Here is a 25,601-nt window from a genome sequence, read left to right as displayed (position 1 = left end):
AAAAACCATGTCAATATTCAACCCAGAGCAATGGTCATACAATCACTTTAAAAACGGTTTCTTTGGTGACCCGCGTCGCACAGATCGTGTCATCGAAGTCGCTGCAGATATGGCACGTTGTAGTGGTAAGTCTATCGCTTTATCATGTCAAGGTAATGAGGCTAAAGTTGAAGGGGCTTATCGATTGATCCGTAACGACAACATTTCTCCAGAAGTAATTAGAGCTTCTGGTTTTCAACATACTGCAGAGCTTGCCCAGCCCTATGCTGAGATATTAGCCATTGATGACACCACTGCGCTGAGTTACAAACATCAAGTAGCAGAAGAGCTTGGCAAACTGGGGACGACGACAGATAAATCACGTGGTTGGTGGGTTCATTCAACCCTGCTATTAGACAGCTTCACGACTCAGACTATCGGGCTCATTCATCAAGAATACTGGCTTCGTCCTAATAATCCTGAAGATGCTGACGAAAAAGAAAGCGGTAAGTGGTCAGAAGCCTCTTATTTCTGCCGTCAACGCTTGGGAAAGCTCATGTCACGGGTAATTTCAGTGTGTGATAGAGAAGCAGACATACTGAGTTATATTCAAGATAAACAGAAGCATAATGAGCGTTTTGTCGTTCGAGCGAAACATTCTAGAGCGCTGATAGAGACTGACTCTACGTTATTTGAACATCTTGAATCACAAGCCGAACGGGGTGAATACACTATCGATATCGCCCAGAAGGGGACAAAAAATAGTAAAGGGAAGCCTGTAAACCGCGTGGCAAGAAAAGCCAAGCTAACCATTAAAGTGGCACAGGTTACGTTCAAAACGAAAGGTGAGACTAAGCCAGTAAACGTGGTGTACGCTCAAGAAAAAACATCAAAAAGCGTTACTGAGCCGTTGCGCTGGGTGCTATTAACAACAGAGCCAATCGATACGTTAATTCAAGCACTTCATATTATTGATATTTACACCGCAAGATGGCGAATTGAGGATTTTCATAAAGCATGGAAAACGGGTGCAGGAGCTGAGCGCCAAAGAATGACAGAGCCTAAGAACTTAGAAAGAGCGGTTTCAATCTTAGCTTTTATCGGCGTCCGTTTACTGCAACTCAGAGAAGCCATCACCATCCCTTATTATTTACGTAAAAAAGGGCTGGTTGAGGAGGCCAAAGCAGTGGAGGCTCAACGCTGTGACACGGTACTCGAAGAAGATGAATGGAAGGTGCTAATGCGGTTTAATAAGCCTAGAGGGCATAAAGATAAAGGCGCGCCGAGTCTGAAATGGGCGTATCAATCAATCGCAAAGTTGGGTGGTTTCACCGATACCAAACGAACAGGGATCGCAAGCTGGACGGCGGTTTGGGAAGGTTGGAGTACATTGCAGTCTCATGTTGTAGGCTACCGAGTCGCGAAAGAAATGATTGCTGATGGCGAGAGCTTATGAAATCTGATCAAGAGACAGGCTTTGACTCACTGGTGAATAATCAACTTCTATTGCTATAAGTTAACTTACCAACACCCCAATCTTAAGTTTTCAAAGTTAATTAACATTGCTTGTTTTTCTTCGTGTCCTTACGTTCTTAATTCAGTAAAGGCAATCAAGCATTATTTGATGACGCACAAACCTCGCAAACCCAATCTACGAAGATTTATCTAGACGATTAATGTTAAGCAATTACTTACATAGCCTTATTTATTAACACTTAACATTTTTATGTTTACCAGAAGTAATAAAAAACTACCTTCTCCAGATTAATAGTTATTTAAAACAATAGGTTAATTTTTTAACTTTAGACTTGGTATGTTATTTCGACAATAACTAAACAACTTTAACTTATTGTTTATAAAGTTAAAAAAAATTACCTGTTCATATTTCTTAACAGTTAAAGTTGTTACATTTGATTAACTTTTGCGCTTACGACACTTCAAATGTTGATTAGTTGTTTCAAGTGTGATTTTATTGCACCTGTAGTTGAGAGGTTGTGATTGTTTTTTGTTGCATCCCCTCATTGAACTAACACCTAAAAAGGTTGTTAGCATTATAAGAAAGACATAAAAAAGTCCAGGGAGATAGACAATGCATAAGAACGTATTAGCTAAGTCGGTGCGTTTAGCACTGATCAGTGGTGCAGCAGCAGCTGCATTTGCTTCGCCAGCAGTTTTTGCTGCTGATGAAGATGGCGCAAAAGTAGAACGTATTGAGGTTACTGGTTCGCGCATTAAGCGTTCTGACCTTGAAGGCGCTTCACCAATTACGACCATTACAACTGAAGATATGAAGATGGAAGGTAACTTTACAGTTGCTGACGCCCTTCGTAACAGTAACTTAAACTCTTTCGGTTCATTCTCTGAGCGTTCAGGTAGTTCTGCACAATCTCAAGCAACTATCAACTTACGTGGTGCTGGCTCAAGCCGTACTCTAGTACTTATTGATGGTAAGCGTTTCCCAGGTTCACCTACTCTAGGTGGTGCATCTGCTAACTTGAACGCTATTCCAATGGCTGCAGTAGAACGTATCGAAATTCTAACTGATGGTGCATCTTCTACTTACGGTTCTGACGCTATTGCTGGTGTTGTTAACATCATCATGAAGAAAAATTACCAAGGTATCGAATTCAATGTCGGTGGTGGTTCTCGTGACCGCGATGGCGGCTTAACAAGTAAAGAATTCTCTGTTGTTGCGGGTTATCAAATGGATAAAGGTAACATTACTTTTGCATTTGATCATCAAGATCGTCAAGGTATTGCAGATGCAGACCGTGACTTTACTGCACCATGGATGGAAGACTTAAATGGTGACGGCGTTATTCAAGCATATTCTGAGACAGATGGCTGGAGTTATTATGGCGCAAGCGTAAAAGGTCCTGATGGAATTTATCAGCCATCTCCGCTTTGTGGTGATTTAGCTGCTGAATATGGTGATAATGTATTTAAACAAGTGCGCGGTGACGATGCATTTGGCGCGGGTTCAGATTTGTGTATGTATGCATATGGTAATGTGTCATATAACAAAGCCTCTACAGAGCGTAATACAGTATATGTAGATGCCAACTATGAAGTTGCAGAAGACGTAGAGTGGTTTGGTCGTGTAATGGTTACACAAAATAACTCTTTCGGTCGTTATGCTCCTCCAGCTGCGCCTTGGAACAATATGGCTGCAGATAACCCACATAACCCATTTGATGTAGAAGCAAAAGGTTATTTTCGTTGGGTTGGTATTGGTACTCGTGATGGTAACGTAGATGATTATAACCAAGATTACCTAACAGGTTTACGCGGTACAATCAGTGCGCTAAATGATGCCGAGTGGGAAGTTTATTACCACCACAACATCGCCGATAATAAGTCTATCGGTGAGTACTACTTAAGCTATTCTGGTCTTGCTTATAACCAAGCTAACGGTATCGACTTAGGTTCAGAAGCTGGCATCAATAACATGAAAGCGACTACTTTGACTCAAGGTAGTGCGACATTTGATCAATATAACGCTGGTATTGGCTTTGATGCGTTTGAATTACCAGGTGGTGCAGCAGCGCATTACGTCGGTGTAGAATATTTTGACCAACAGTTTAGCGAAGTATATGACGCACAGTCAGAAGCTGGCTTAATTGGTGGTAGTGCGGGTAACTCTGCTGCTGGTGATCGTCAAGTATGGGCAATGTTCTACGAAGCGGTATTACCGTTAACTGATGACATTGAATTAAACCTTGCAGCTCGTTACGATGATTACAGCGATTTTGGCGATAACATTGCTCCTAAAGCAGCAATTCGCTGGCAAGCACTTGAGAACGTTGTAGTTCGTGCATCGTACTCAGAAGCATTCCGTGCACCAGCATTGGATCAACTATTTGCCGCAACGACTTACAGTGCTGCTGATGGTATCGATAAGCCATATTGTGAATCTACTGGTACACCTTGTAGTGAAAGACAGTTTGACACGTATATTAGTGCTAACAAGGATCTTGGTCCTGAAACTTCAGAGTATATTAACTTTGGTGTAGCATGGGATATCGTTGATAATATCGGCTTAAAAGTTGATTATTTCAACCTGAACATTGACGATGTAATTGCTCAACGTTCAATTACTAGTGTTATGACTGGTATTAATGAAGGTACGTTAGCTCCTGGTAATACATTCTATGTAAAACGTGATCCTGCATCTGCTGGCCAAAGTATTGGTGCTGCTTATGAAATTGGTACCGGTTATAGCAATGCTAATACCTTAGAAATTTCAGGTATCGATGTTGCCTTAAACGCCAAGTTTGAAACTAATATTGGTGACATAGGCTTTAACTGGACAAATAGCTTCGTTCTTGATTATATCGAAGAAGTTGACGGCGGTGCAGATTCTCGTGATACATCTGGTTGGAATGGTCAACCAGACTTCAAGTCAGTGTTAACTACCAACTACAATATGGGTAATCATAGCGTATCTTGGAACATGAATTACACCTCATCTACATACTACTTTGAAGATGATGCTTCGAAAGGAGAATTGGATTCATGGTTAATTCATAACTTAAGTTATGTTTATGATGCAGGTAACTATGGTTCAATCTTATTAGGTATTAATAACTTAACTGATGAAGACCCAGTGCTTTCACCAGATGGTAAGTTTGAGAACCCTGATTTGTATAATAACTACGGTCGTGAATATCGTGCAAGTTATACTCTTAAGTTCTAAATTCTAATTACAAATTAATTAGATATAAGAAAGGCTCCTTCGGGAGCCTTTTTAGTTAGCGAGTATTTAGCAATATATTACAATTAATTGAGGAGATAAGATGAATAATCACTGGAGTGAATATTGGCAACAAGGGCACACTACTTCATTCGGTGAAGCATTATCAGGTAATTATGAAGGTGTCTTAAAAAATGTTTGGCAACCAATATTTAACAGCCTACCTAAAGGTTTTTTAGTCGTCGACGTTGGTACAGGTAATGGCTCATTGCCGCTTTTGTTACGCGATGAATTATCAGCAAGTGAACTAACCGGTAGGATTTTTGGCGTTGATTTAGCCGAAGTTAATTTAATTAGTTCACCAAACCAAACTAGTCATAATATCGATATTACCTTGATGTCAAATACTAGTAGCGAACAACTCCCATTTGAAGCAAGCTCCGTAGACCTCTATATATCCCAGTTTGGCTTTGAGTATTCAAACGTTGAGCAATCCTTTAATGAAGCGGCTAGAGTATTAAAAGACGATGGTCAATTTGTTATTGTTTTCCATCATAGTGGCTCGATGATCCTTAACCGAAATAGAAGCATTTTGACGTTAATTGCTAAAGAAGAAGTTCATTTATTAATTAATTGCTTAGTTAAAATGGCCAATGCTATGGGCTCTGTTAATAGTCAAACTGATGTTGAGCGGATTAAGAAAGACCTTCAATGTGAAAATATCAGAGCAGAAGTTAATCGTCTTATTACATCGCTGGTAATGTTTGATGAAGCGGCAACACAAGATTGTGGATTAATGAGTTTTGTCGCTCAATTTTTTAAGGCTGGATTATTTTGGCCTGTTACAAAAAAGTTAGAATTTATTGAATTTATGGCAATACAAATGGATACGCTGAAAATACGATTGACTGAATTGGTCAATGCAGCATTTGATGAAACTAAATTGGCAACATTTGTCGGTAAGTTTCACCAGAATGATTTTATGTTAAATGAGCTCAAAGTCTTAAAAAGTGAACAAAATGAAGTCTTAGGGTGGTATTTACATGCCTCAAAATTAATTTATAAAATCGAAAAAGCATCAATAAATTAAAAAGCTGAGTTGCCCTCATTTTATAACTAATTGAATAAAAACAAATAATATTTTCCTGTTAAGATTAAATTATTATACATTTATGTTGAACATGTTTAATTATTAACCTTTCGTCAACATTAACCTCTTTAACGACTCTTTCCACACGTTTTTAAACTTTGCAAATGTTGACATAGGTCAACATTTTGTGAAATGATGCCAACGGGTCTACGCTTTAATAGGCGTAGAAAAGGGAAGAAAAACTAACAATCACAAGAAAAAGACGTGCTTAGTTGAAGTAACATTGATTAACAATTTTAGATCATGGTTATTTTGCAGAGTTGAACTTTTTAATTCACTTCAAATTGGTTGGGAACTATGTCCAAGGTAAGCAATAGAACAAAAATCGCTACTGCACTTGTTGGCGCTCTGGCTTTAGCTGGTAGCAACTTCGTTGTTGCAGATCCTTTAGCTGACGTTCAAAAAGCCGATAGCAGCCTTAATGCTGCTTCAGCTGCGTCACAACAGAAAGTCGACAAATATTTTGACCAAGCACAAGACATGCTTTTTGAGTATGGCAGCGTAGCTGATGAACGTGAATCATTGAAAGCATATAATGATTACGTTGCAGGCTTGGTAGCTGATCAACAAAATTCACTTGATTTAATTCAAACTGATATTAACGGCGTAGATAAACTTCGTCAGGGCGTTGTACCATTAATGTTTAAAATGGTTGATGCTTTAGAGCAGTTTGTAAACTTAGATTTACCATTTAACATTGAAACTCGTCAGAATCGTGTTAAAAATTTAAAAGATATTCTTAATACTGCAGAAGTTACATTAGCAGAGAAATATCGTCTAATTCTTGATGCTTATAGCATCGAACGTGAGTACGGTAGTTTCGTTGCTGTTCATACCGGTAAGTTAAATCTAGACGGTAAGGAAGTGTTAGTCGATTTCTTTAATTTAGGCCGAGTTGCACTTTATGCACAAAGCTTAGATCAAAAAATAGCATGGATGTATGATGCTGATGCGAAGTCTTGGAATAAGTTAGACGATAGCTACCTACGTGATATTACTAAAGGTATCCGCATTGCTCGCAAGCAAGGCGCTCTAGACCTATTCGCATTACCAATTCCTGCTGCGGAGACTGCACAATAATGAAGAAGTTAATTACATCAGTGTTAGTGGCTGCAACTTTCTCTTTAACAGCTGGTATGGTTTCTGCTGCAGATGCACCAAAAACTATCGGTCAGTTGTTACAACAAGTTAAAGTCGACCGAGCTAACGAAGGCAAAACCAACGCTAAGCGCGAAAGAGAATTTCAAGCTGAACGTGGTGATAAAGCTGAATTATTAAAGCGTGAAAAAAATGCGCTTTCTGCTGAAAAGCAACGTGGTAAAGATTTAAACCAAGCATTCTTAGACAACGAGCGTAAAATTGCTCAGTTAGAAGAAGACTTAAAAACTGCTCAAGGTGACTTGGGTGAAATGTTTGGTGTTGTTAAAGGTGAAGCCGGTGATTTCGCTGGTAAGTTAGCTGCGTCTAACATCAGTGCTCAGTTTCCTGGTCGTGACACCTTTATTGCTGAATTGGGTGCACGTAAATCACTGCCTAAAATTGAAGAGTTAGAACAATTTTGGGAAGCACAGTTATTTGAAATGGTTGAGTCAGGTAAAGTTGTTAAATTTGATGGTGATGTTACTGCTATCGATGGCAATGTAGTAAATACTGCAATTCACCGTGTAGGTCCTTTCAACTTAACTGCTGAAGGTAAATATGTTGTTTACAAACCTGAACTTGGTTTAATTCAACAATTATCACAGCAACCAGAAGGCTACCAGGTTAGTGCCGTTGATACGTGGGAAAATACTACTTCAGGTGTTGCTCCTTTCTATATCGATCCAGCTCGTGGCGTGTTACTAAACATCTTTACTAACAAAGCTAGTTTAGAAGATCGTTTAGAAGCCGGTGGAACGATTGGTTACATCATTCTTGCATTGTTAGCATTAGGTATGTTGATTGCGGTTGAGCGTTTAGTGACTCTGACTATCATTGGTACTAAAGTTAATAGCCAACGTAAAAACATCGAAAACCCTGGTAACAACGCTTTAGGTCGTATTCTAAAAGTATACCAGTCAAATAAAGATGTTGATGTTGAAACGCTTGAGCTAAAACTTGATGAAGCTATCTTAAAAGAAACACCAGCTCTAGAAGCTCGTATTTCAATCATCAAAGTTATTGCAGCTATCGCTCCTATGATGGGTCTACTGGGTACGGTTACCGGTATGATCGCAACCTTCCAATCTATTCAATTATTCGGTACTGGTGACCCTAAATTGATGGCTGGCGGTATTTCTATGGCGCTTATTACGACTGTTCAAGGTCTTATCGCTGCATTGCCTCTAATGTTATTACATGCAATCGTAGTTGCTCGTAGTAAGTCTATTGTTCAAGTTCTTGAAGAACAAAGTGCCGGTATCATTGCAGAACATGCTGAGAAGAGGGCTGACTAATGATGCTAATCCTGATGGACGTATGGGATTCCGTCAGGGGCTTCATGGCCTCCGGAGGCGATGTCCTCTGGCTGGTTGCAGCAGTGCTATTCCTAATGTGGGTGTTAATGCTTGAACGTTATTGGTATCTAAATTGGATATCTCCAAAACAACATCAAGCCGTTATCGCCTCATGGGAAGCAAGAGAAGAAACAACTTCTTGGCATGCTCACCGTATCCGTGAAGCTTGGGTATCCCAAGCGAAGCAAGATTTGAATGCACGTATGCTGTTAATCAAAACCCTAGTAGCCATTTGTCCAATGATTGGTCTATTAGGTACTGTAACCGGTATGATTTCAGTATTCGATGTGATGGCAGTTCAGGGGACGAGTAATGCTCGTTTAATGGCCGCTGGTATCTCTATGGCCACAATGCCGACAATGGCAGGAATGGTTGCAGCTCTATCGGGTGTTTTCTTTAGCACACGTTTAGACTCAAAAATGAGAATCAGTTTAGAAAAGCTAAAAGACAGCATGCCTCACCACTAGAGAGAGATTGAACATGGCACGTAAGAAGCATTCCACTATGGAAGAGGAAGCGCAAATTGATATGACCCCGATGCTAGACATCGTGTTTATCATGCTGATCTTCTTTATTGTAACAACATCGTTTGTTAAGCCATCAGGCTTAGACTATAACAAGCCTAAAGCGTCACAGGCTACGTCTAAACCTTCGGCGAACATCTTTATTGGTATCAGTAAAACTGGTGTCATTATGATGGAAAACCGTCAGGTTGATATCGAACGTGTAACTGCAAACGTAGAACGTATGTTGGCGGAAGCACCTGAAGCAGCCGTACTGATTCAAGCAGACAAAGACGCTTTACATGGTTTAGTCGTTAAAGTGCTTGATAACGTTAAAGCTGCAGGTATCGATAAAATTTCAGTATCAGCGGGGAATGAGTAATATGCTAAGAGCACTCGTATCAATAATCATTGGTGCTGCAGTGACTTTTGGGCTGTTTGCTTTCATGGCTTTCCTGGTCGGCGGCGGCGCACAACGCAACGGCGACTCAGTGGAATCCCCTGTTATTGAAATTACGATGGATAAACAGGATTCGAAGGCACAGAAAAAACCAAGGGTTACACCTAAGCCACCTCCACCACCGGAGCAGCCACCGAAGCCGGATACTACTCCGCCTGATTCATCATCTAATATTGACACTAATATGGCGTTCAATATGGGTGGAATCGAATCTGGTGGACCAAGTACTGGTTTCAAGCTTGGTAACATGATGACCCGTGATGGTGATGCTACCCCTATCGTTCGTATTGAGCCCCAGTATCCAATTGCTGCTGCTCGTGATGGTAAAGAGGGTTGGGTTCAACTTACCTTTACAATTAACGAACTAGGTGGTGTTGATGACGTTTCTGTTATCAAAGCTGAACCTAAGCGTTTATTCGATCGTGAAGCGATTCGCGCATTGAAAAAATGGAAATACAAACCAAAGATTGTCGATGGCAAGCCATTAAGACAAAGTGGTATGACAGTACAACTGGACTTCACACTAGAGAAGGGAGGTAGATAATGCGTAAAGTTACTAGTATCGCTACAGCGTTATTACTTTCAGTCTGCGGAAGTGCATTATTGTCTAGCTCTGTAGTTGCTGCGGAAAAGTGTGAGATTGACAAACGTCAATCTCGTGCTGTTGGCGAAAGCGCTGCAAAAAAAGTTCAAAAATCTTTTGAAGCATATACCGAAGGGAATTTAGACCAAGCGATTGCAATTTTGCTTGAGGCTAATGCTAAAAACGATTTCGACAAAGCGTATGTCGATCGTATGTTAGGTAACTTCTATGCTGAAAAAGGTCAGATGAAGACAGCAATCAAATATTTAAAGACTGCTGTTGATGCTGACATTCTTGGTGGTACAGATCATGCTGCAACAATGCGTTTGTATGCTGATTTGTTATTACAAGAGAAACAGTTTAAAGAAGCGATTCCATATTATTACAAGTGGATGGATTTTACCTGTAAGGCTGATGCGCAAATGTATCGTCGAATTGGTATTGCCTACACTGAGTTAAAAGATTGGAATAAAGTACTGCAAGTTGCTGACAAAGGTTTAACTTTAGCTGAATCGCCTGATAAAGGCTTGTATCAAATGAAGTTAACCGCTTTCTTCAACCAGAAAAAGTACAAAGAAGCCGTAAAAGTGTTAGAAACTATGGTGCCTTTGTTCCAAGACGATAAACGTCTCTGGGTTCAGTTAGCTCAGTTTTACTTGATGACTGAAGACTATGATAAATCACTAGCAACATATGATTTAGCATATAAAAATGGCTTTTTAGAGACGGACAGTAATATTACTCGTTTGGCTCAATTGTTAGCGCAAAAAGGTTCGCCTTATAAAGCTGCTACCATTTTTGAAAAGCACATGAAGTCTGGTTTAGTTGTTGAAAGCGAGAAGAGTTTAACTACACTCGCTGGTTTTTATCATAATGCTAAAGAGCTAAAAGAAGCTGCTTACTATTATGGCAAAGCTGCTGCAGTTAGTAATAAGGGTGAACTGTATTTAAAACAAGGTCGTATTCTTGCTTTAGAACAAAAATACAATGAAGCTATTCCGGTGCTTAAAAAAGCACTTGATGCTGGTATTGATAACCCGGGTGAAGCTCAATTTGAGCTAGCTTTAGCATACTTGAGCCTTAAAAAGTATAAGTCTGCTTATAACCGTGCAGTTCTTGCCGCTAATGATAAAAAGACTGAACGCAGTGCTAAGAGCTATATTTCTTATATCAAAGAAAAAGCTCGGATTCACAACGTAACGCTTTAATCTAAGCTTGATTTAAAAAGCCCCTTTTTAGGGGCTTTTTTATTTTCTCATGAAAATGCTCTCATCATTCTTATTGTATTTAGGCTATTAATTTTGCTGTATTAATGGCTCGAATCTTATTGAATTAACGTATTGACTGATATTCGAAATCAATAAATTGTTAGATAGTGTGTATTTGATGAAGTTTAGTTTCATGTACCGCCATGCAAAGATACAATAAGTGAAATGATGATGTCTGCTTAGTCATGTATGGCATATAGTAACGATATTACATATTAGAAATACGTTATCCAGAACGAGTAAGCCTGATTGTAAGTGTATTTTATACACTTAAGTAGACAAGGTCGGGCATTGTTAGTGAGAGCTTATGTTGTGCTATCTAATAATATGCTCAGGTGTAGAGTAGTGGTGATTGGGCGTGAGATAAATTCACTTCTAATTAGGATACTCATACGTGGTAATGAAACCCCCATATCCTGTTTTTTTTAAGCGTAATAACTAAATCATATTTTTATCGAGATTAAATAGTTAACCTCGACTCGGGTTAAGAGATTGGATAAGTAAGGCAAAATGACAACATTTGTCCTATGTCATATCAAACTGGTCATTTGTTTTGCTAACAAGGTGTATTGACGCGTCAATAGCTAGTCTATTGCAAGTCGATATAAAACAGTTAGCCAGACAAGGAGCGTTTGATAACTGTTTTTATCCTGAGCTCAGGTGAGTTACATCGAGATAAATCGACACGCTAATAAGGCGTGAGTTAAATTGTGTTAAGGAATAATAAAAATGAATAAAACATTGCTGGCATTGACTGTGTCCTTATTATTGGTCGCTCAAGGTTGTTCTGAAGCGACTACTGTCTCATCTACGCCTGAAACCCCCGCCGAACCTAGTGCTGCCGTTATGCCTCAATCTGCCTCAGAGCAGTATTTGACAATGGTTGATATTTTTTTTAATGATCAATTAAAGCTTGAGCCGATTTACGCCACCTTTGTGGGAGTTAATGACTATAACGACCAATTCGGTGGAGCATTAACTGAAGAGTATTTAAAGGCTCGTCATAATTTAAATAGCCGTTACTTTAGTCAAGCTAAAACGATTGATGTTGATAAGCTTCCTGCATCACTTAAGTTGAGTTACGACATGTTTATTTATGATCGTAATATGGAGCTTATTGGCGAAACTTATCCAGAGTACTTCTTACCTATTAATCAGTTTTATAGCACAGTATTTACTATGGTCCAGTTGGGCAGTGGTGAAAGTGCTCAACCATTTAAGACTGTTGAAGATTATCAAAATTGGTTAGGCCGCTTACGTGGGTTTATTAACTGGACTAAACTTGCACAGCAACGTATGGATGAAGGTATAGCAAGTAAAGTTGTACTACCTCGAGTGCTTGTCGAGCGGATTATTCCTCAGTTAGACGCTCAACTTGTTACAGATGCACAGAGTAGTTTGTTTTATTCCCCAATTAATTTACTGCCAGAAAGCTTTACTGCTGAGCAAAAAACACAATTAACCACTGAATACTCGCAACTTATTGATTCTGAACTATTACCTGCATTGACTCAGTTACGAGACTATGTAAAAGATGTCTATTTACCCAATTCTCGTGCTTCAGATGGTTGGTGGGGACTGCCAAATGGTAAAGATTGGTATCAACATTTAGCTAATAGCCATACAACAACAACTTTGTCAGTGGATGAAATTCATCAAATTGGTCTTTCTGAGGTTGCACGCATTCTATCTGAGATGGACAAGGTCAGAGAACAAGTTGGTTTTAAAGGTGATTTAACTGCATTTTTTGCTTCTTTATCTTCAGAGCCGCAGTACTTTTTTACTGACCGACAAGATTTAATTGATGGCTATATGACGATTAAAGAGCATATAAATCAAGTATTGCCTCGGTATTTTAATGTGATGCCCAAAGCTGATTATATTGTTAAGCCTGTAGAGAGTTTTCGTGAGAAATCTGCCGCTGGCGCATCGTATGAATCACCAGCAGTTGACGGTTCACGCCCAGGTGTTTTTTATATCAATACTTACAACTTAAAAGCACAACCCAAATGGGGTATGACAACCTTGTCATTGCACGAAGCTGCTCCCGGTCATCATTTTCAGATTGCCATTAAGCAAGAGTTAACTGATGTTCCACAGTTTCAGCGCTTCCAGGGTTACACTGCATTTGAAGAAGGTTGGGCGTTGTATGCAGAGTACTTAGGGATTGAGATGGGCGTATTTAACGACCCATATCAGTATTTCGGCAAGTTATCTGATGAAATGTTAAGAGCAATGCGCTTAGTCGTAGATACAGGACTTCATGCGAAAGGCTGGAGTCGTGAACAAGCTATTCAATACATGAAAGACAATTCTCCAATGGCGGAGTCTGATATTGTTGCAGAAGTGGAGCGTTACATGGCCATACCAGGCCAAGCACTATCTTACAAAGTCGGTCAGTTAACTATTTTGCGCTTACGAGCGGATGCAGAAAAGGCCTTGGGTGAAAAATTTGATTTAAAAGGTTTTCATGATCAATTACTCACGTCAGGATCATTACCAATGGCGGTGATGGAAAACAAAATTGCTGATTGGATAAAAGCTGAACTAGCCAAATAAATGCCGTAAAAAGGACGGTGACTTATGTATGTCATCGTTCTGTCATTATGTTAGTGTTACATTTTTATTTTATATTATATTTTAGGAGCCAAATTATGGTACAAGCAACTGCTAGACACTTACTCGTAAGCACTCAGGAACAATGCGAATCACTCAAGCAACAGATCGAAGCTGGTGCTGATTTTGCTGACGTAGCCAAGGCAAATTCTTCTTGCCCATCTGGTGCGCAGGGTGGCGAGTTAGGTTCTTTTGGACCAGGCATGATGGTTAAAGAATTTGACGAAGTGGTATTTAGTGCACCATTAAATGTTGTTCAAGGCCCAGTAAAAACTCAATTTGGTTTTCATTTACTTGAAGTGACCAGTCGCGGCTAGTCATTATTGAGTCCGTGATAAATAATGGCAGCTTAGGCTGCCATTTTTATTGAAAAAAACTAGAGGGTATATGGACATAAATCTTTATAGTGATCGGCTGAAATTACGAAATTTGCACAGTAGAGATTGGGCATTTTTTTTACGTTTACATCTTGATAAAGGTGTTAATCAGCATATTAGAAACATTGAATCTGAATCAGATATTGTCGCTAAATTTGAGCAGCGTAAAGCGGTATGGCTTTTTGAGTCAGGAGATTGGTTAACGCTTGTTATTGAGCGAATTGATAATAGTCAGGCCGTGGGACTTATTGGTTTTAGATGTGATGATGCACAGCTAAGGCGGGCAGAAGTAGGCTATCTCATTGCGCCAGAACAGCAAGGATTAGGGTTCGCTAGTGAAAGCTTACGCGCGGTAACTGATTGGGGTGCTCTACAATTCAGTATGCATAAATACATTGGCCTTTGTGCTCAAGAAAACATTGCTTCACGTAATGTATTAGAGAAGGTGGGGTTTGTTTTGGAAGGGGTGCTAAAACAGAATAACTGTATAGATGGTAAATGGACCGATGATTGTTACATGGGGTTGTTGACCGCACAGAGAACGTGACCAATTTTTAGTCCGTTTAGCCTCAAAACAAAATAAAACCTTTGTCGCACTATATTCTAACGGGCATTTGTCACATAATACGTAATACAACTGAAAACTATTCTCGTTAACAAGTGAAACTTTGATCTAGATTTGAGTTTAACTTGTTTAGTTCCGATAAAATTTTTAACGTTATTAATGTTGTTGAAGGTAGTGTTACATGAAGCTGAGTGAACTTAAGCCTGGTGATCAGGCGATTATCTCTGAAATAGGTCAATTAACGTTACCGCAAACTGTTAAACGTAAATTGTTATCCATGGGCATTACACCCAATACTCGTTTTCATTTTATACGAAGAGCCCCTATGGGCTCGGGTGTTGAATTAGATTTACGTGGCAGTAAATTATGTATGCGTTGTGATTTAGCCGATATCATCGAGGTAGTGCTCAAAAATGACTAAACAATTTCATTGTGTCACCGTGGGTAATCCCAATGCTGGTAAATCGACTCTTTTTAATGCACTTACTGGTGCAAGCCAGCAGGTTGGCAATTGGTCGGGTGTTACCGTCGAAAAGAAAACGGGTAAGATAAATTATTCAGGGACGGATATTTTTCTTACCGATCTCCCTGGCATCTACGATTTACTTCCCGCAGGCAATAGCTGCGATTGTTCATTAGACGAACAAATTGCTCAAGCTTATCTTTCTAATCAACAAGTCGATGCAATCATCAACCTAGTTGATGCCACAAATGTTGAACGTCATCTGTATTTAACCACCCAATTACGTGAGTTAGGTATTCCGATTATTGTTGTTATTAATAAAATTGATGCAGCTAAAAAGCTGGGGATCAACATTAATGTTGATGACATGTCAGTACGTTTAGGTTGTCCTGTTGTTGCAATTTGCTCACGAAATCAAGCAGATGTAGAACAACTACAAGCTGAATTAATGTCACTGTTGGAAAAAGGTGACTCTGTACAATCATTAATGTTGCAGTACCACACTGATATTGAAGCAAGTGTAACTGCACTGCAGATGCAAAATGATAGCCAAGGTCTTACTGAGCTGAGCCGTGGGCAGGCACTTGCTATTTTAGCCAATAGCCATGGAGATGGCTGTGGAACAAGTGAAGTACAATTACACGACACAGTAAAGCAGTGCACTTTACGAGTAGAGCAAGCCGGCGAAGACATCGATATTATGATCGCCACAACCCGATACGATTTTGTGCAACAGGTGTTTGAGGCATCAGTAAATCAAGGTAAACACATAAGCGCCACAGATAGGCTTGATAAAGTAGTGTTACACCCGGTGTTGGGTATTCCTATTTTCTTATTTGTTATGTACCTAATGTTTTTATTCAGTATTAACGTGGGTAATTCTTTTATCGATTTCTTCGATATTACCGCTGGAGCTATTTTTGTTGACCATTTTGGCGCCTTGTTGTCATCAATTGGAGCGCCTGATTGGCTGGTGACTATTTTAGCTGGCGGTGTTGGCCAAGGCATCCAAACTGTCGCGACGTTTATTCCTGTTGTTGCTGCATTATTTCTGGCCCTTTCAGTACTAGAAGCATCTGGATACATGGCTCGTGCAGCATTTGTGGTTGATGGCTTGATGCGCCGTATTGGCTTACCAGGTAAAGCCTTTGTGCCAATGATTGTTGGTTTTGGTTGTTCGGTTCCTGCCATTATGGCAACCAGAACATTAGGCAGTGAGCGTGAACGTATCGTTACCGGTATGATGGCGCCTTTCATGTCTTGTAGTGCTAGATTGCCTGTTTATGCCTTATTTGCAGCGGCCTTTTTCCCTCAATCAGGCCAGAATTTGGTGTTTTTACTGTACATCATTGGTATTTTTGCCGCTATTGGCACCGGTTTGCTACTGCGCAAAACGGTATTGCCGGGCACAAGCAGTGCCGTTGTTATGGAATTGCCAAGCTACGAAATGCCTAAGTCTAAAGCTGTGTTGTCTCGTACGACTAAACGAACTAAAAGCTTTATTATGGGCGCCGGTAAAACCATCATTATTGTGGTGACACTGCTTAACTTTGTTAATGCTATTGGCACAGATGGATCTTTCGGTCATGAAGACAGTAAAGAGTCTTTGCTCAGTGTTGCTAGCCAACAAATCACACCGCTGTTTTCTCCTATGGGAATAGAACAAGACAATTGGGCTGCAACGGTTGGTATTATTACCGGCATTTTTGCTAAAGAAGCCGTAGTCGGTACATTAAACAGTTTATACAGCACCTCAGCAGGTGATGATGAAGAGTTATTGTCTATTTGGGACAGTGTTAAAGTCGGCTTAGCGACAATTCCAACAAACTTATTAGGTATTGAACCTGGTGACCCATTATCAATTGCGATAGCAGGTATCACAGATTTAGATGAAGCAGCAATGGAGTTATCTGTTGATACATCTACCTTCAGTGCGCTTCAAACAGGCTTTAAAAGCCAGATCGCCGCATTCTCATACTTGTTGTTCATCTTGCTTTATACGCCTTGTGTGGCTGCAATGGGAGCTTTGGTACATGAGTTTGGTGCTAAGTGGGCCCGTTTTGCTGCTATTTGGACATTTTCATTAGCCTATGGTTCTGCAACTGTGGTTTATCAGGGGGCTACATTTACTCAGCATCCGGTGCAGTCTGCTGGTTGGATCTGTTTCTTTGCCGCGGCCTTGGTTGTGTTTTATTTCTGGTTGAATAAGAAAGGTCGCAAATCACAACAAATTATTCCTGGAATACGTATTGTCACGGAATAGTTAACCGTATTGATGATTGATTTAAACAATAAACCCGGCTTTGCTGGGTTTATTTGCTTTAACAAGCTAACTTTTTCAGTGCTAGCAGTTGTAACTACTTAAGATCTGTAGGATCATCTATTTTTATTCATATTGCCATTGTGCGCCAAGAGGAATTCCATGAGTCATGTGGACACCGAAGTACGTCCAAGTAACTTCATTCGTAATATCATAGACGAAGACCTAAAAAGCGGTAAGCACAGCCAAGTACATACACGTTTTCCACCAGAACCTAACGGGTATTTACATATTGGCCATGCTAAATCTATTTGCTTAAATTTTGGTATTGCAAAAGATTATCAAGGTCAATGTAACTTACGTTTTGATGATACAAACCCTGAAAAAGAAGACATCAATTATGTTAAGTCTATTCAGGAAGACGTGCGTTGGTTAGGCTTTGAATGGTCTGGCGATATCCGTTATTCATCAAACTATTTTGATCAACTACATCAATATGCAGTTGAGCTCATTACCAAAGGGTTGGCGTACGTTTGTTTCTTAAATGGCGAACAAACCAGAGAGTACCGAGGTTCATTAAAAGAGCCAGGTAAAAACAGCCCATACCGTGACACCAGTGTTGAGGAAAACCTCGCGTTATTTGAGAAAATGCGTAAAGGTGAGTTCAAAGAAGGTGAGTGTGCACTGCGTGCCAAAATTGATATGGCATCACCTTTCATGTGTATGCGCGATCCTATTATTTATCGTATTCGATTTGCTCATCATCATCAAACAGGCGACAAGTGGTGCATTTACCCAATGTACGATTTTACTCATTGTATCTCTGATGCTATTGAGAATATCACTCATTCGATTTGTACTTTAGAGTTTCAAGATAACCGTCGTTTATATGACTGGGTATTAGATCATTTAAATGATTTCCAAGCACCAAATCGCACTCGTCAATATGAGTTTTCACGCTTAAATCTTGAATACACCTTGATGTCTAAGCGTAAACTAAACGATTTAGTCACACGCAAACTGGTTGATGGCTGGGACGATCCCCGTATGCCAACTATCGCTGGGTTACGTCGTCGTGGTTACACATCAGCTTCTATTCGCGAGTTCTGCTTACGTATTGGTGTTACCAAGCAAGAAAACTTAATTGAAGTCGGCATGTTAGATGCGTGTATTCGTGAAGAATTAAACGAACATGCACCTCGTGCGATGGCCGTGTTAAGACCGATAAAAGTTATCATTGAGAACTATTCAGATACTGAAACCGAAACCATTATTGCTGCAGCTCATCCAAACAATGAAGCCATGGGCACTCGTGAGCTGACATTTGGACGTGAGTTATTCATTGATGTTGAAGATTTTAAAGAAGAAGCTAATAAGCACTTTAAACGACTTGTTTTAGGTAAAGAAGTCCGTTTACGTAATGCCTATATCATCAAAGCTGAACGTTGTGACAAAGATGCAGATGGTAATATTACCACCGTCTATTGTACTTACGATGCTGATACATTAGGTAAAAACCCTGCAGATGGACGTAAAGTTAAAGGGGTGATTCATTGGGTTGAAGCCTCAACAGCGAAACCTGCTGAGTTTCGCTTGTATGATCGTTTATTTACCAGTGAAAATCCTGCAGCTTTTGAAACTGTTGATGAAGTGCTAAATTCCAATTCACTCACAGTAGTGAAGGGACTCGTTGAACCTGGCTTAGTCAATGCGCCGGCTGAGAAAGCGTTTCAATTTGAGCGAGAAGGCTATTTCTGTGCTGACAGTAAAGATTCAAGCGCTGAACATTTAGTGTTTAACTTAACGGTACCGTTAAGAGATACCTTTGCGTAATCAGCATTATGAATAACAAAAAGGCGCTGAATGCGCCTTTTTTGTTTTATTTTTTCAATAATCAATAATCAATAAATTATTGCATCATTGGCCCAAAACCAATGCTCCATAAAATAACACTACTGGCCATCAGCGCAACTAATAACACAAGTCCCGCAGTAACCACTGAGCTAGCGTAAATGAAACCCTTTTCTTCCGGGATATTCATAATAATAGGGACACCGGCATACAGCAGGTAAACCGAATAAGACAAGCCAATCAAGCCGACGATCATAATGAACCATAACACGGGGTAGAGTGCTGCCAAACCAACCATAAATAATGGGGTTGCAGTATAAGACGCTAATTCGAGAGCTTGAGTATAAGTTGGATCCGCATCAAATGTTTTGCCCATCCAATATGCTAAATACGCGAGAGCCATAACACCAATAATTAAGCCGAAATACATCCCAACTGACATGAATAGTGCGCTTTTTGAGGTTAGGAATAGAAGTTCTCCAGCTCCGGGATGCCAACCAATGTGTGCGGTTGCAAAATAAGCACAAATTGCAGGGATCAGCGCGATAAGCAATACATGACTCAAGCTGCTCTTTAGCGCTTCGTGATTCTTTTCAATTGTGTGCCACTCTTTTTTTGGATGAGTGTAAAGTCCCATTAAGTGATTCAATACCATTATAGTTATCCTTGTTTAGCATTTTTGACCTAGCTCGCCAAACAACGACGAACTGACTACAGCTTTTTACCAATCGCCTTAATCAGTCCACATCTACTTATCAACAGGGGAATGGTGTTGGCATAACACTGAGATCGTTCTATTGCCAACATCTATGTTGTTAAGTTATGACTCTATCCCAATTTAGAATCATCATTTAAGGTGATCGATGGCATCTGTTATTAAATCGTTAAATTAGATGCTCAGCTTATTTATTGAACATAAATAGACTTTCGTCAAGTTGTATTACGTTTTTGGTTTCAGAAAAGATCGCTCTAAAGGTAAAATGAACATAGATTTTTGAGAGGATTATCCATTTTATGCAGCAATTACTTGTCCCTATTTACGACTTTTTAGGTTGTGAGACACCAAACCGTTGGGTCGAACAAGCTAAACAACCCGAACAACTTACCGCGTTGCTGATTGACCATTGCAACTGTGAGCTTAAAGCTGCGCAAACTGCAATGTTAATGATCCGCAAATATGCGATTGACAAGAGTAGTTCACATCTATTAAAGACCTGGGCCAAGCCTTATGAAGATTTTGTTTATCAACAAGACCGTAATGCCCTCGAGTTTTTAGCTCGCGACAGTAAAAAGAACGACATCACTAGTGAATTAATAACCAATAAAAACCTCACTAACAGCACTGATTTAATGAGTAAAATGGTTCGTTTGATTAAAGAAGAGTTTCATCATTTCGAACAAGTTTTACAGATTATGACTGCGCGTGGTATTGATTACAGTAATATTCGTGCCGGTCGTTACGCCAAACAGTTAATTATTCATATGCGGACTCATGAGCCACTTACGTTAATTGATAAGTTAATAATTGGCGCGTTTATTGAAGCGCGGTCATGTGAACGATTTGCCAAACTTGCGCCGCATTTAGATGATGAACTCGCTAAGTTTTATACTTCATTACTTCGATCAGAAGCGCGACATTTTCAAGATTATTTGGCTCTTGCTGAGGATATTGCCGGTGAAGATATCAGTGAACGCATTGATTATTTTCGCGAAAAAGAAATGGAATTAATTTTGACAGAAGATAGCGAGTTTCGTTTTCACAGTGGTTTACCGCCACAATAGCCAACAATTGCGAGATATAAACCAAGACTCACTGATGATATCAACGTTGATACTGTTTAGTGAGCCTAGTTTGTTTCGGAAAAGGGTAATGTTACTAACTCGCAACCTTTCTCGCTGACGTTTAGCACGCTGCCTTGAGTATACCAATCACCGACCACAACACGTTGTTCTTGTGCAGTTAGTTGATGTATAGCAGGGCGATGAGTATGACCATGGATCATTCTTTGACAATCAGTACGAGCCAGTAGCGCGGTTACCGCACTTGACTCAACATCCATGATTTCATAATGTTTTTGCTGATTACCTTGAACACTTTTTTGACGAATTTTTGCGGCAATGTTTAAGCGTGTCTTTTTAGGTAGGTGAGAGTAAACCCAACGAACTAAATCAAGACTTCTAAAGCGCCTGAATCGCTGGTAAGCAATATCAAGGGTACAAAGGCTATCACCGTGTAAAATCACAGTATTAACACCGTACAAGTTGATACAATAGACTTCAGGTAATATTTTCATGCCTGCTTGTAGGCAAAATTGTTTGCCAACCATAAAATCACGATTACCATGAATAAAATATACAGGTATTGAGTTCGATACTGTTTTGATTGCTTCAGCAATGGCAATGGTAAAGGGTTCTGCAATATCATCACCCATCCAAACTTCGAATAGATCACCGATGATATAAAGCGCTTCAGTATTGTCTAAACCATGGTTTAGAAAATAGATGAAGGCTTGTGTAATATCTGGGCGATCTGCACTTAAGTGCAAATCGCCTACGAAGATTGTTTTCTTCAAAATTACGCTTTAACGCTAACGCTTTTGATCACAATGGCTTCTAATGGTACATCTTGATGCATACCATTATTACCAGTGGCAACATTTTTGATTGTTTCAATAATGTCTAAACCTTCAACCACTTCACCAAATACACAGTAACCCCAGCCCTGTGAAGTTTCTGATTTAAAATCAAGGAAAGTATTGTCTTTCACGTTAACAAAAAACTGTGCTGTCGCTGAATGCGGATCAGAAGTACGTGCCATGGCAACAGTGCCTTTACGGTTAGATAAACCATTGTTGGCTTCATTTTTGATTGATGCTTTAACACTTTTTTGGCTCATATCTTCAGTGAAACCACCACCTTGGATCATAAAGCCGTCAATAACACGGTGAAAAATAGTACCTTCAAAAAAACCATCTTCAACATACTGCATAAAGTTAGCCGCGGTAATTGGCGCTTTTTCTTCATTTAGCTGTAAAGTAATATCGCCCATATTGGTATGTAAAGTAATCATGTTGTCTCACTTGAAAATAATAATTTGCGCGATTCTAACTTATCTTAACTGCCGCATAAAGTGCAGTGTTCAAAACAGGTGACATCATGCTAAACTCAGCATTAACATTTCCCGTTATAAATTAGTGTAAAAGAGAACAATCGATGTTAAAGATTTACAATAGTATTAGCCGTGATAAACAAGAATTTAAACCAATAAATCCAGGTAAAATCGGAATGTACGTCTGTGGCGTGACCATTTACGATTTATGTCATATTGGTCACGGGCGTACCTTTGTTTCGTTTGACATGATAGTGCGTTATTTACGTTATATCGGTTATGAGGTGAATTTTCAGCGTAACATTACCGATGTTGATGACAAAATTATCAAACGGGCCGCTGAAAACAACGAATCTTGTGAGTCGCTTACTGAGCGTTTGATCGCCGAAATGCACCAAGACTTTGATGCCTTGAACATGAAACGTCCAGATTTTGAGCCTCGAGCAACGTTACATATTGAAGAAATTATCGATATGGTTCAGCGTTTACTCGATCGCGACCATGCCTATGTAGCCAGCAATGGCGATGTATTATTCAGTGTTGCCTCATTCCCTGAGTATGGACAGTTGTCAGGTCAAAACCTAGACCAGCTTCAAGCCGGTGCTCGCGTTGAGATAGATAATGCTAAACGCAATCCTATGGACTTTGTGTTATGGAAAATGTCAAAATCGGGTGAACCAACCTGGGAATCACCTTGGGGTCCTGGTCGTCCAGGTTGGCACATTGAATGTTCTGCCATGAACAGTAAGCATTTAGGCTTACATTTTGATATTCATGGTGGCGGCTCTGATTTACAGTTTCCACATCATGAAAATGAAATTGCGCAGTCTTGCTGTGCTCACGATACTCCGTATGTGAATTACTGGATGCACACCGGAATGGTGATGGTTGACCGTGAAAAAATGTCTAAATCATTAGACAACTTTTTTACCATCCGAGATGTGCTTAAGCATTATGATGCTGAAACGGTACGTTACTTCTTATTATCCGGTCATTATCGTAGTCAGTTAAATTATTCTGAAGACAATTTAAAGCAAGCTCGTGCAGCACTAGAGCGTTTATATACAGCACTTAAAGGTTTAGACTTAACTGTTGATGCTGCGCCTGCTGAACCGTTTGTAGCCAAGTTTAAGTCGGCAATGGATGACGACTTTAATACACCTGAAGCCTATTCAGTGTTATTTGAGATGGTACGTGAAATCAATCGTCTTAAAACAACCGATATGGCAGCGGCATCGGCATTAGGTGTCAGCTTGAAGCAATTAGCAGATGTGCTTGGTCTTATCAGCCAAACGCCAGAGGCTTTCTTTAAAGGGGAGGGCAGTGACGATGAAGTGGCAGAGATTGAAGCGCTTATCGTTGAACGTAACCGTGCCCGTACTGAAAAAGATTGGCCTGCTGCGGATGTTGCTCGCGATCGCTTGAATGAGTTAGGCGTTGAGTTAGAAGATGGTGGCCCTAGCGGCACCACATGGCGTAAAAAGTAGTTTATTTAGCGCATAAAAACAAAAGCCTGCAATAGCAGGCTTTTTTGTTATTAATCAGCATAATTTGCTTATCTGAGATTTAGTTATCTGAGATTTAGTTAACTATGATATTGCTCGCATGCGTATAGGGTGTTCTCTAATAAACTTGCAATCGTCATTGGGCCAACTCCACCAGGAACCGGCGTAATAAATGCAGCCTTTTCAGCGGCAACATTAAATTCAACATCACCCACTAAACTGCCGTTCTCCAAACGATTGATACCAACATCAATAACAATCGCGCCTGGCTTGATCCAGTCACCAGGAATAAACCCAGGTTTGCCAACGGCAACGACTAATAAATCTGCTTGACGCACTTTTTGTTCTAAGTTTTTGGTAAAACGATGACAGGTTGTCGTTGTGCAACCTGCTAATAATAATTCTAGTGTCATTGGTCGGCCAACAATGTTTGATGCACCAACCACAGTTGCATCCAGGCCATAGGTATCTATACCGGTTGATTTTATTAACGTCATAATGCCCATCGGCGTGCAAGAACGAAGCACTGGGATACGTTGAGCTAGACGGCCGACATTATAGGGATGAAATCCATCAACATCTTTATCTGGGCGAATATGTTCAATGACTTTGGAGTCATCAATATGGGCGGGCAAAGGCAGCTGCACTAGAATCCCATCAATGCTTGGATTGGCATTACATTCATCGATTAACGCTAAAAGCTCTGCTTCAGTTGTATTGGTGTCAAGGTCAAAAGATTGAGATTCAAAACCGACTTCCTCACAAGCTTTGCGTTTACTGCCAACATAGACTTGAGATGCGGCATCACTGCCCACTAAAATAACTGCAAGTCCTGGCGCGCGAAATCCAGCTTGTCTACGTTGTGTTACTTTTTGTTTTAGTGTGGTGCGAATAGATTGTGCAATGGCTTTACCGTCAATAATTTGAGCAGTCATGGCTATAGAGTTTCCTTTGAGTGACACAGGTGTTGAAGTCAATGGTCGATCGGCCGTTATTCTAGCAGGCGTATTGAAGAGTGTCATTTGCTAGACGTGGAAAATACAGTGAATAAACTATTCGCGCTATGATGCTAATCACGATATTTGCTGCTAAATTCGTCATATAGCAATAAGGGTTAAAAAAATCGTTGACGATAGCTAGGTGACTCGTTAATATGCGCTCCGTTCTCGAGACAACATCGTTATTGTTTATAGATAATTTCTGCCTCGAAAACAAAGCAATATTTTCGGTGATTAGCGCAGCCCGGTAGCGCATCTCGTTTGGGACGAGAGGGTCAGAGGTTCGAATCCTCTATCACCGACCAAATTAATGTTATTTGCTCTTGCAGTGAGTAACGGAACAAGTAAACTTGTTCAGCCAGACAGGATGCAGTATCTAACTGTAACCATGCGCCCGTAGCTCAGTTGGATAGAGCACCCGCCTTCTAAGCGGGTGGTCGCAGGTTCGAATCCTGCCGGGTGTACCATTTCAATGGTGATTGTAGCTCAGTTGGTAGAGTCCCGGATTGTGATTCCGGTTGTCGTGGGTTCGAGCCCCATCAGTCACCCCATTTTCTGATTAAATCAAACTATCGTGTATAACTCTTTTAACGGGTACAGATAAGTTTGATTTGGTCACGATAATTATTTTGCTCCTAGTCCTTTTGAGCGTAAGTCAAAAACTCATTTCGCACATTAAACGTGCAAACACGTCAAAATTGAACATAAGTCGGCGTTTTTATCATG

The 25,601-nt window shown here is 40.1% G+C and carries 21 protein-coding genes and 3 tRNA genes; 20 read left to right on the top strand and 4 right to left on the bottom strand.

Annotation, left to right across the window (positions count from 1 at the left end; translation table 11 throughout):
* Positions 1-7: 7 nt before the first annotated feature.
* The 15 genes from HNW13_RS13935 (at position 8) to glnS (ending at position 19,245) form a co-directional block, all read left to right on the top strand.
* A complete protein-coding gene (locus HNW13_RS13935; protein ID WP_192114076.1) occupies positions 8-1,435 on the top strand; it encodes an IS4 family transposase in 1,428 nt (475 codons plus the stop codon).
* A 633-nt stretch (positions 1,436-2,068) separates the two neighbouring features.
* Positions 2,069-4,675 (top strand): TonB-dependent receptor, encoded by a 2,607-nt coding sequence (locus HNW13_RS13930; RefSeq protein ID WP_124730302.1) that lies wholly within the window; start codon positions 2,069-2,071, stop codon positions 4,673-4,675.
* Between the two features lie 100 nt (positions 4,676-4,775).
* The gene (locus HNW13_RS13925; RefSeq protein ID WP_192116008.1) at positions 4,776-5,762 is read left to right on the top strand and encodes a class I SAM-dependent methyltransferase; all 987 of its coding nucleotides are present in this window, start codon (positions 4,776-4,778) and stop codon (positions 5,760-5,762) included.
* Between the two features lie 357 nt (positions 5,763-6,119).
* The gene (locus tag HNW13_RS13920; RefSeq protein WP_124730304.1) at positions 6,120-6,902 is read left to right on the top strand and encodes a DUF3450 domain-containing protein; all 783 of its coding nucleotides are present in this window, start codon (positions 6,120-6,122) and stop codon (positions 6,900-6,902) included.
* Positions 6,902-8,257, top strand: a complete 1,356-nt coding sequence (locus tag HNW13_RS13915) for a MotA/TolQ/ExbB proton channel family protein (protein WP_192116007.1) — start codon at positions 6,902-6,904, stop codon at positions 8,255-8,257. The genes HNW13_RS13920 and HNW13_RS13915 overlap by 1 nt, the downstream gene beginning before the upstream one ends.
* Entirely contained in the window at positions 8,257-8,784 is a 528-nt protein-coding gene (locus HNW13_RS13910; RefSeq protein ID WP_011638074.1) for a MotA/TolQ/ExbB proton channel family protein, read from the top strand. The genes HNW13_RS13915 and HNW13_RS13910 overlap by 1 nt, the downstream gene beginning before the upstream one ends.
* A 13-nt stretch (positions 8,785-8,797) precedes the next feature.
* The gene (locus tag HNW13_RS13905) at positions 8,798-9,202 is read left to right on the top strand and encodes a biopolymer transporter ExbD (protein WP_011638073.1); all 405 of its coding nucleotides are present in this window, start codon (positions 8,798-8,800) and stop codon (positions 9,200-9,202) included.
* A 1-nt stretch (position 9,203) separates the two neighbouring features.
* Positions 9,204-9,824: an energy transducer TonB gene (locus HNW13_RS13900; RefSeq protein ID WP_101087814.1), complete on the top strand. Its 621-nt coding sequence runs from the start codon at positions 9,204-9,206 to the stop codon at positions 9,822-9,824.
* A complete protein-coding gene (locus HNW13_RS13895) occupies positions 9,824-11,071 on the top strand; it encodes a tetratricopeptide repeat protein (protein ID WP_162022715.1) in 1,248 nt (415 codons plus the stop codon). Before HNW13_RS13900 ends, HNW13_RS13895 begins: the two co-directional genes overlap by 1 nt.
* A gap of 789 nt (positions 11,072-11,860) precedes the next feature.
* Positions 11,861-13,690, top strand: a complete 1,830-nt coding sequence (locus HNW13_RS13890; RefSeq protein WP_192116006.1) for a DUF885 domain-containing protein — start codon at positions 11,861-11,863, stop codon at positions 13,688-13,690.
* 95 nt (positions 13,691-13,785) lie between these two features.
* The gene (locus tag HNW13_RS13885) at positions 13,786-14,064 is read left to right on the top strand and encodes a peptidylprolyl isomerase (RefSeq protein WP_101087820.1); all 279 of its coding nucleotides are present in this window, start codon (positions 13,786-13,788) and stop codon (positions 14,062-14,064) included.
* Between the two features lie 70 nt (positions 14,065-14,134).
* Entirely contained in the window at positions 14,135-14,671 is a 537-nt protein-coding gene (locus HNW13_RS13880) for a GNAT family protein (protein ID WP_162022717.1), read from the top strand.
* A gap of 199 nt (positions 14,672-14,870) precedes the next feature.
* The gene (locus HNW13_RS13875; RefSeq protein ID WP_011638067.1) at positions 14,871-15,110 is read left to right on the top strand and encodes a FeoA family protein; all 240 of its coding nucleotides are present in this window, start codon (positions 14,871-14,873) and stop codon (positions 15,108-15,110) included.
* Entirely contained in the window at positions 15,103-17,415 is a 2,313-nt protein-coding gene (feoB, locus tag HNW13_RS13870; protein WP_192116005.1) for a Fe(2+) transporter permease subunit FeoB, read from the top strand. Before HNW13_RS13875 ends, feoB begins: the two co-directional genes overlap by 8 nt.
* Before the next feature lie 159 nt (positions 17,416-17,574).
* Positions 17,575-19,245: a glutamine--tRNA ligase gene (gene glnS, locus HNW13_RS13865; protein WP_192116004.1), complete on the top strand. Its 1,671-nt coding sequence runs from the start codon at positions 17,575-17,577 to the stop codon at positions 19,243-19,245.
* Positions 19,246-19,321: 76 nt separating this feature from the next.
* Here the strand turns inward: glnS and HNW13_RS13860 are convergent, their stop codons facing one another.
* Entirely contained in the window at positions 19,322-19,918 is a 597-nt protein-coding gene (locus tag HNW13_RS13860) for a Yip1 family protein (protein ID WP_011638064.1), read from the bottom strand.
* A gap of 359 nt (positions 19,919-20,277) precedes the next feature.
* On the opposite strand from HNW13_RS13860, the gene miaE reads away from it, so the two are divergent.
* Positions 20,278-21,045, top strand: a complete 768-nt coding sequence (miaE, locus tag HNW13_RS13855) for a tRNA isopentenyl-2-thiomethyl-A-37 hydroxylase MiaE (RefSeq protein ID WP_192116003.1) — start codon at positions 20,278-20,280, stop codon at positions 21,043-21,045.
* A 65-nt stretch (positions 21,046-21,110) separates the two neighbouring features.
* Here miaE and HNW13_RS13850 read toward each other — a convergent pair whose 3' ends face one another.
* Together HNW13_RS13850 and HNW13_RS13845 are read right to left on the bottom strand one after the other, a co-directional pair.
* Positions 21,111-21,836, bottom strand: coding sequence for a UDP-2,3-diacylglucosamine diphosphatase (locus tag HNW13_RS13850; RefSeq protein WP_192116002.1), 726 nt, complete (start codon positions 21,834-21,836; stop codon positions 21,111-21,113).
* A gap of 2 nt (positions 21,837-21,838) precedes the next feature.
* A complete protein-coding gene (locus tag HNW13_RS13845) occupies positions 21,839-22,333 on the bottom strand; it encodes a peptidylprolyl isomerase (protein ID WP_011638050.1) in 495 nt (164 codons plus the stop codon).
* Positions 22,334-22,476: 143 nt separating this feature from the next.
* On the opposite strand from HNW13_RS13845, the gene cysS reads away from it, so the two are divergent.
* Positions 22,477-23,859: a cysteine--tRNA ligase gene (cysS, locus tag HNW13_RS13840; RefSeq protein ID WP_192116001.1), complete on the top strand. Its 1,383-nt coding sequence runs from the start codon at positions 22,477-22,479 to the stop codon at positions 23,857-23,859.
* A 98-nt stretch (positions 23,860-23,957) separates the two neighbouring features.
* On the opposite strand, the gene folD is transcribed toward cysS, so the two are convergent.
* Positions 23,958-24,812 carry a bifunctional methylenetetrahydrofolate dehydrogenase/methenyltetrahydrofolate cyclohydrolase FolD gene (folD, locus tag HNW13_RS13835; RefSeq protein ID WP_101087834.1) on the bottom strand — a complete coding sequence of 285 codons (855 nt, stop codon included), beginning with the start codon at positions 24,810-24,812 and terminating at the stop codon, positions 23,958-23,960.
* 291 nt (positions 24,813-25,103) lie between these two features.
* Here folD and HNW13_RS13830 point away from each other — a divergent pair.
* The 3 genes from HNW13_RS13830 to HNW13_RS13820 all read left to right on the top strand — a co-directional run bounded on the left by HNW13_RS13830 (position 25,104) and on the right by HNW13_RS13820 (position 25,426).
* A tRNA-Pro gene (locus tag HNW13_RS13830) sits at positions 25,104-25,180 on the top strand.
* Positions 25,181-25,265: 85 nt separating this feature from the next.
* Positions 25,266-25,342 (top strand) — tRNA-Arg (locus tag HNW13_RS13825).
* 8 nt (positions 25,343-25,350) lie between these two features.
* Positions 25,351-25,426: transfer RNA gene (locus HNW13_RS13820), tRNA-His, on the top strand.
* The last annotated feature ends 175 nt before the right edge of the window (positions 25,427-25,601 follow it).

It is taken from the genome of Shewanella sp. BF02_Schw, assembly GCF_014596695.2.
GTDB lineage: Bacteria > Pseudomonadota > Gammaproteobacteria > Enterobacterales > Shewanellaceae > Shewanella.
The sequence above is the reverse complement of the archived record's forward strand: the minus strand, read 5'-3'. Positions and strand labels throughout refer to the sequence as shown.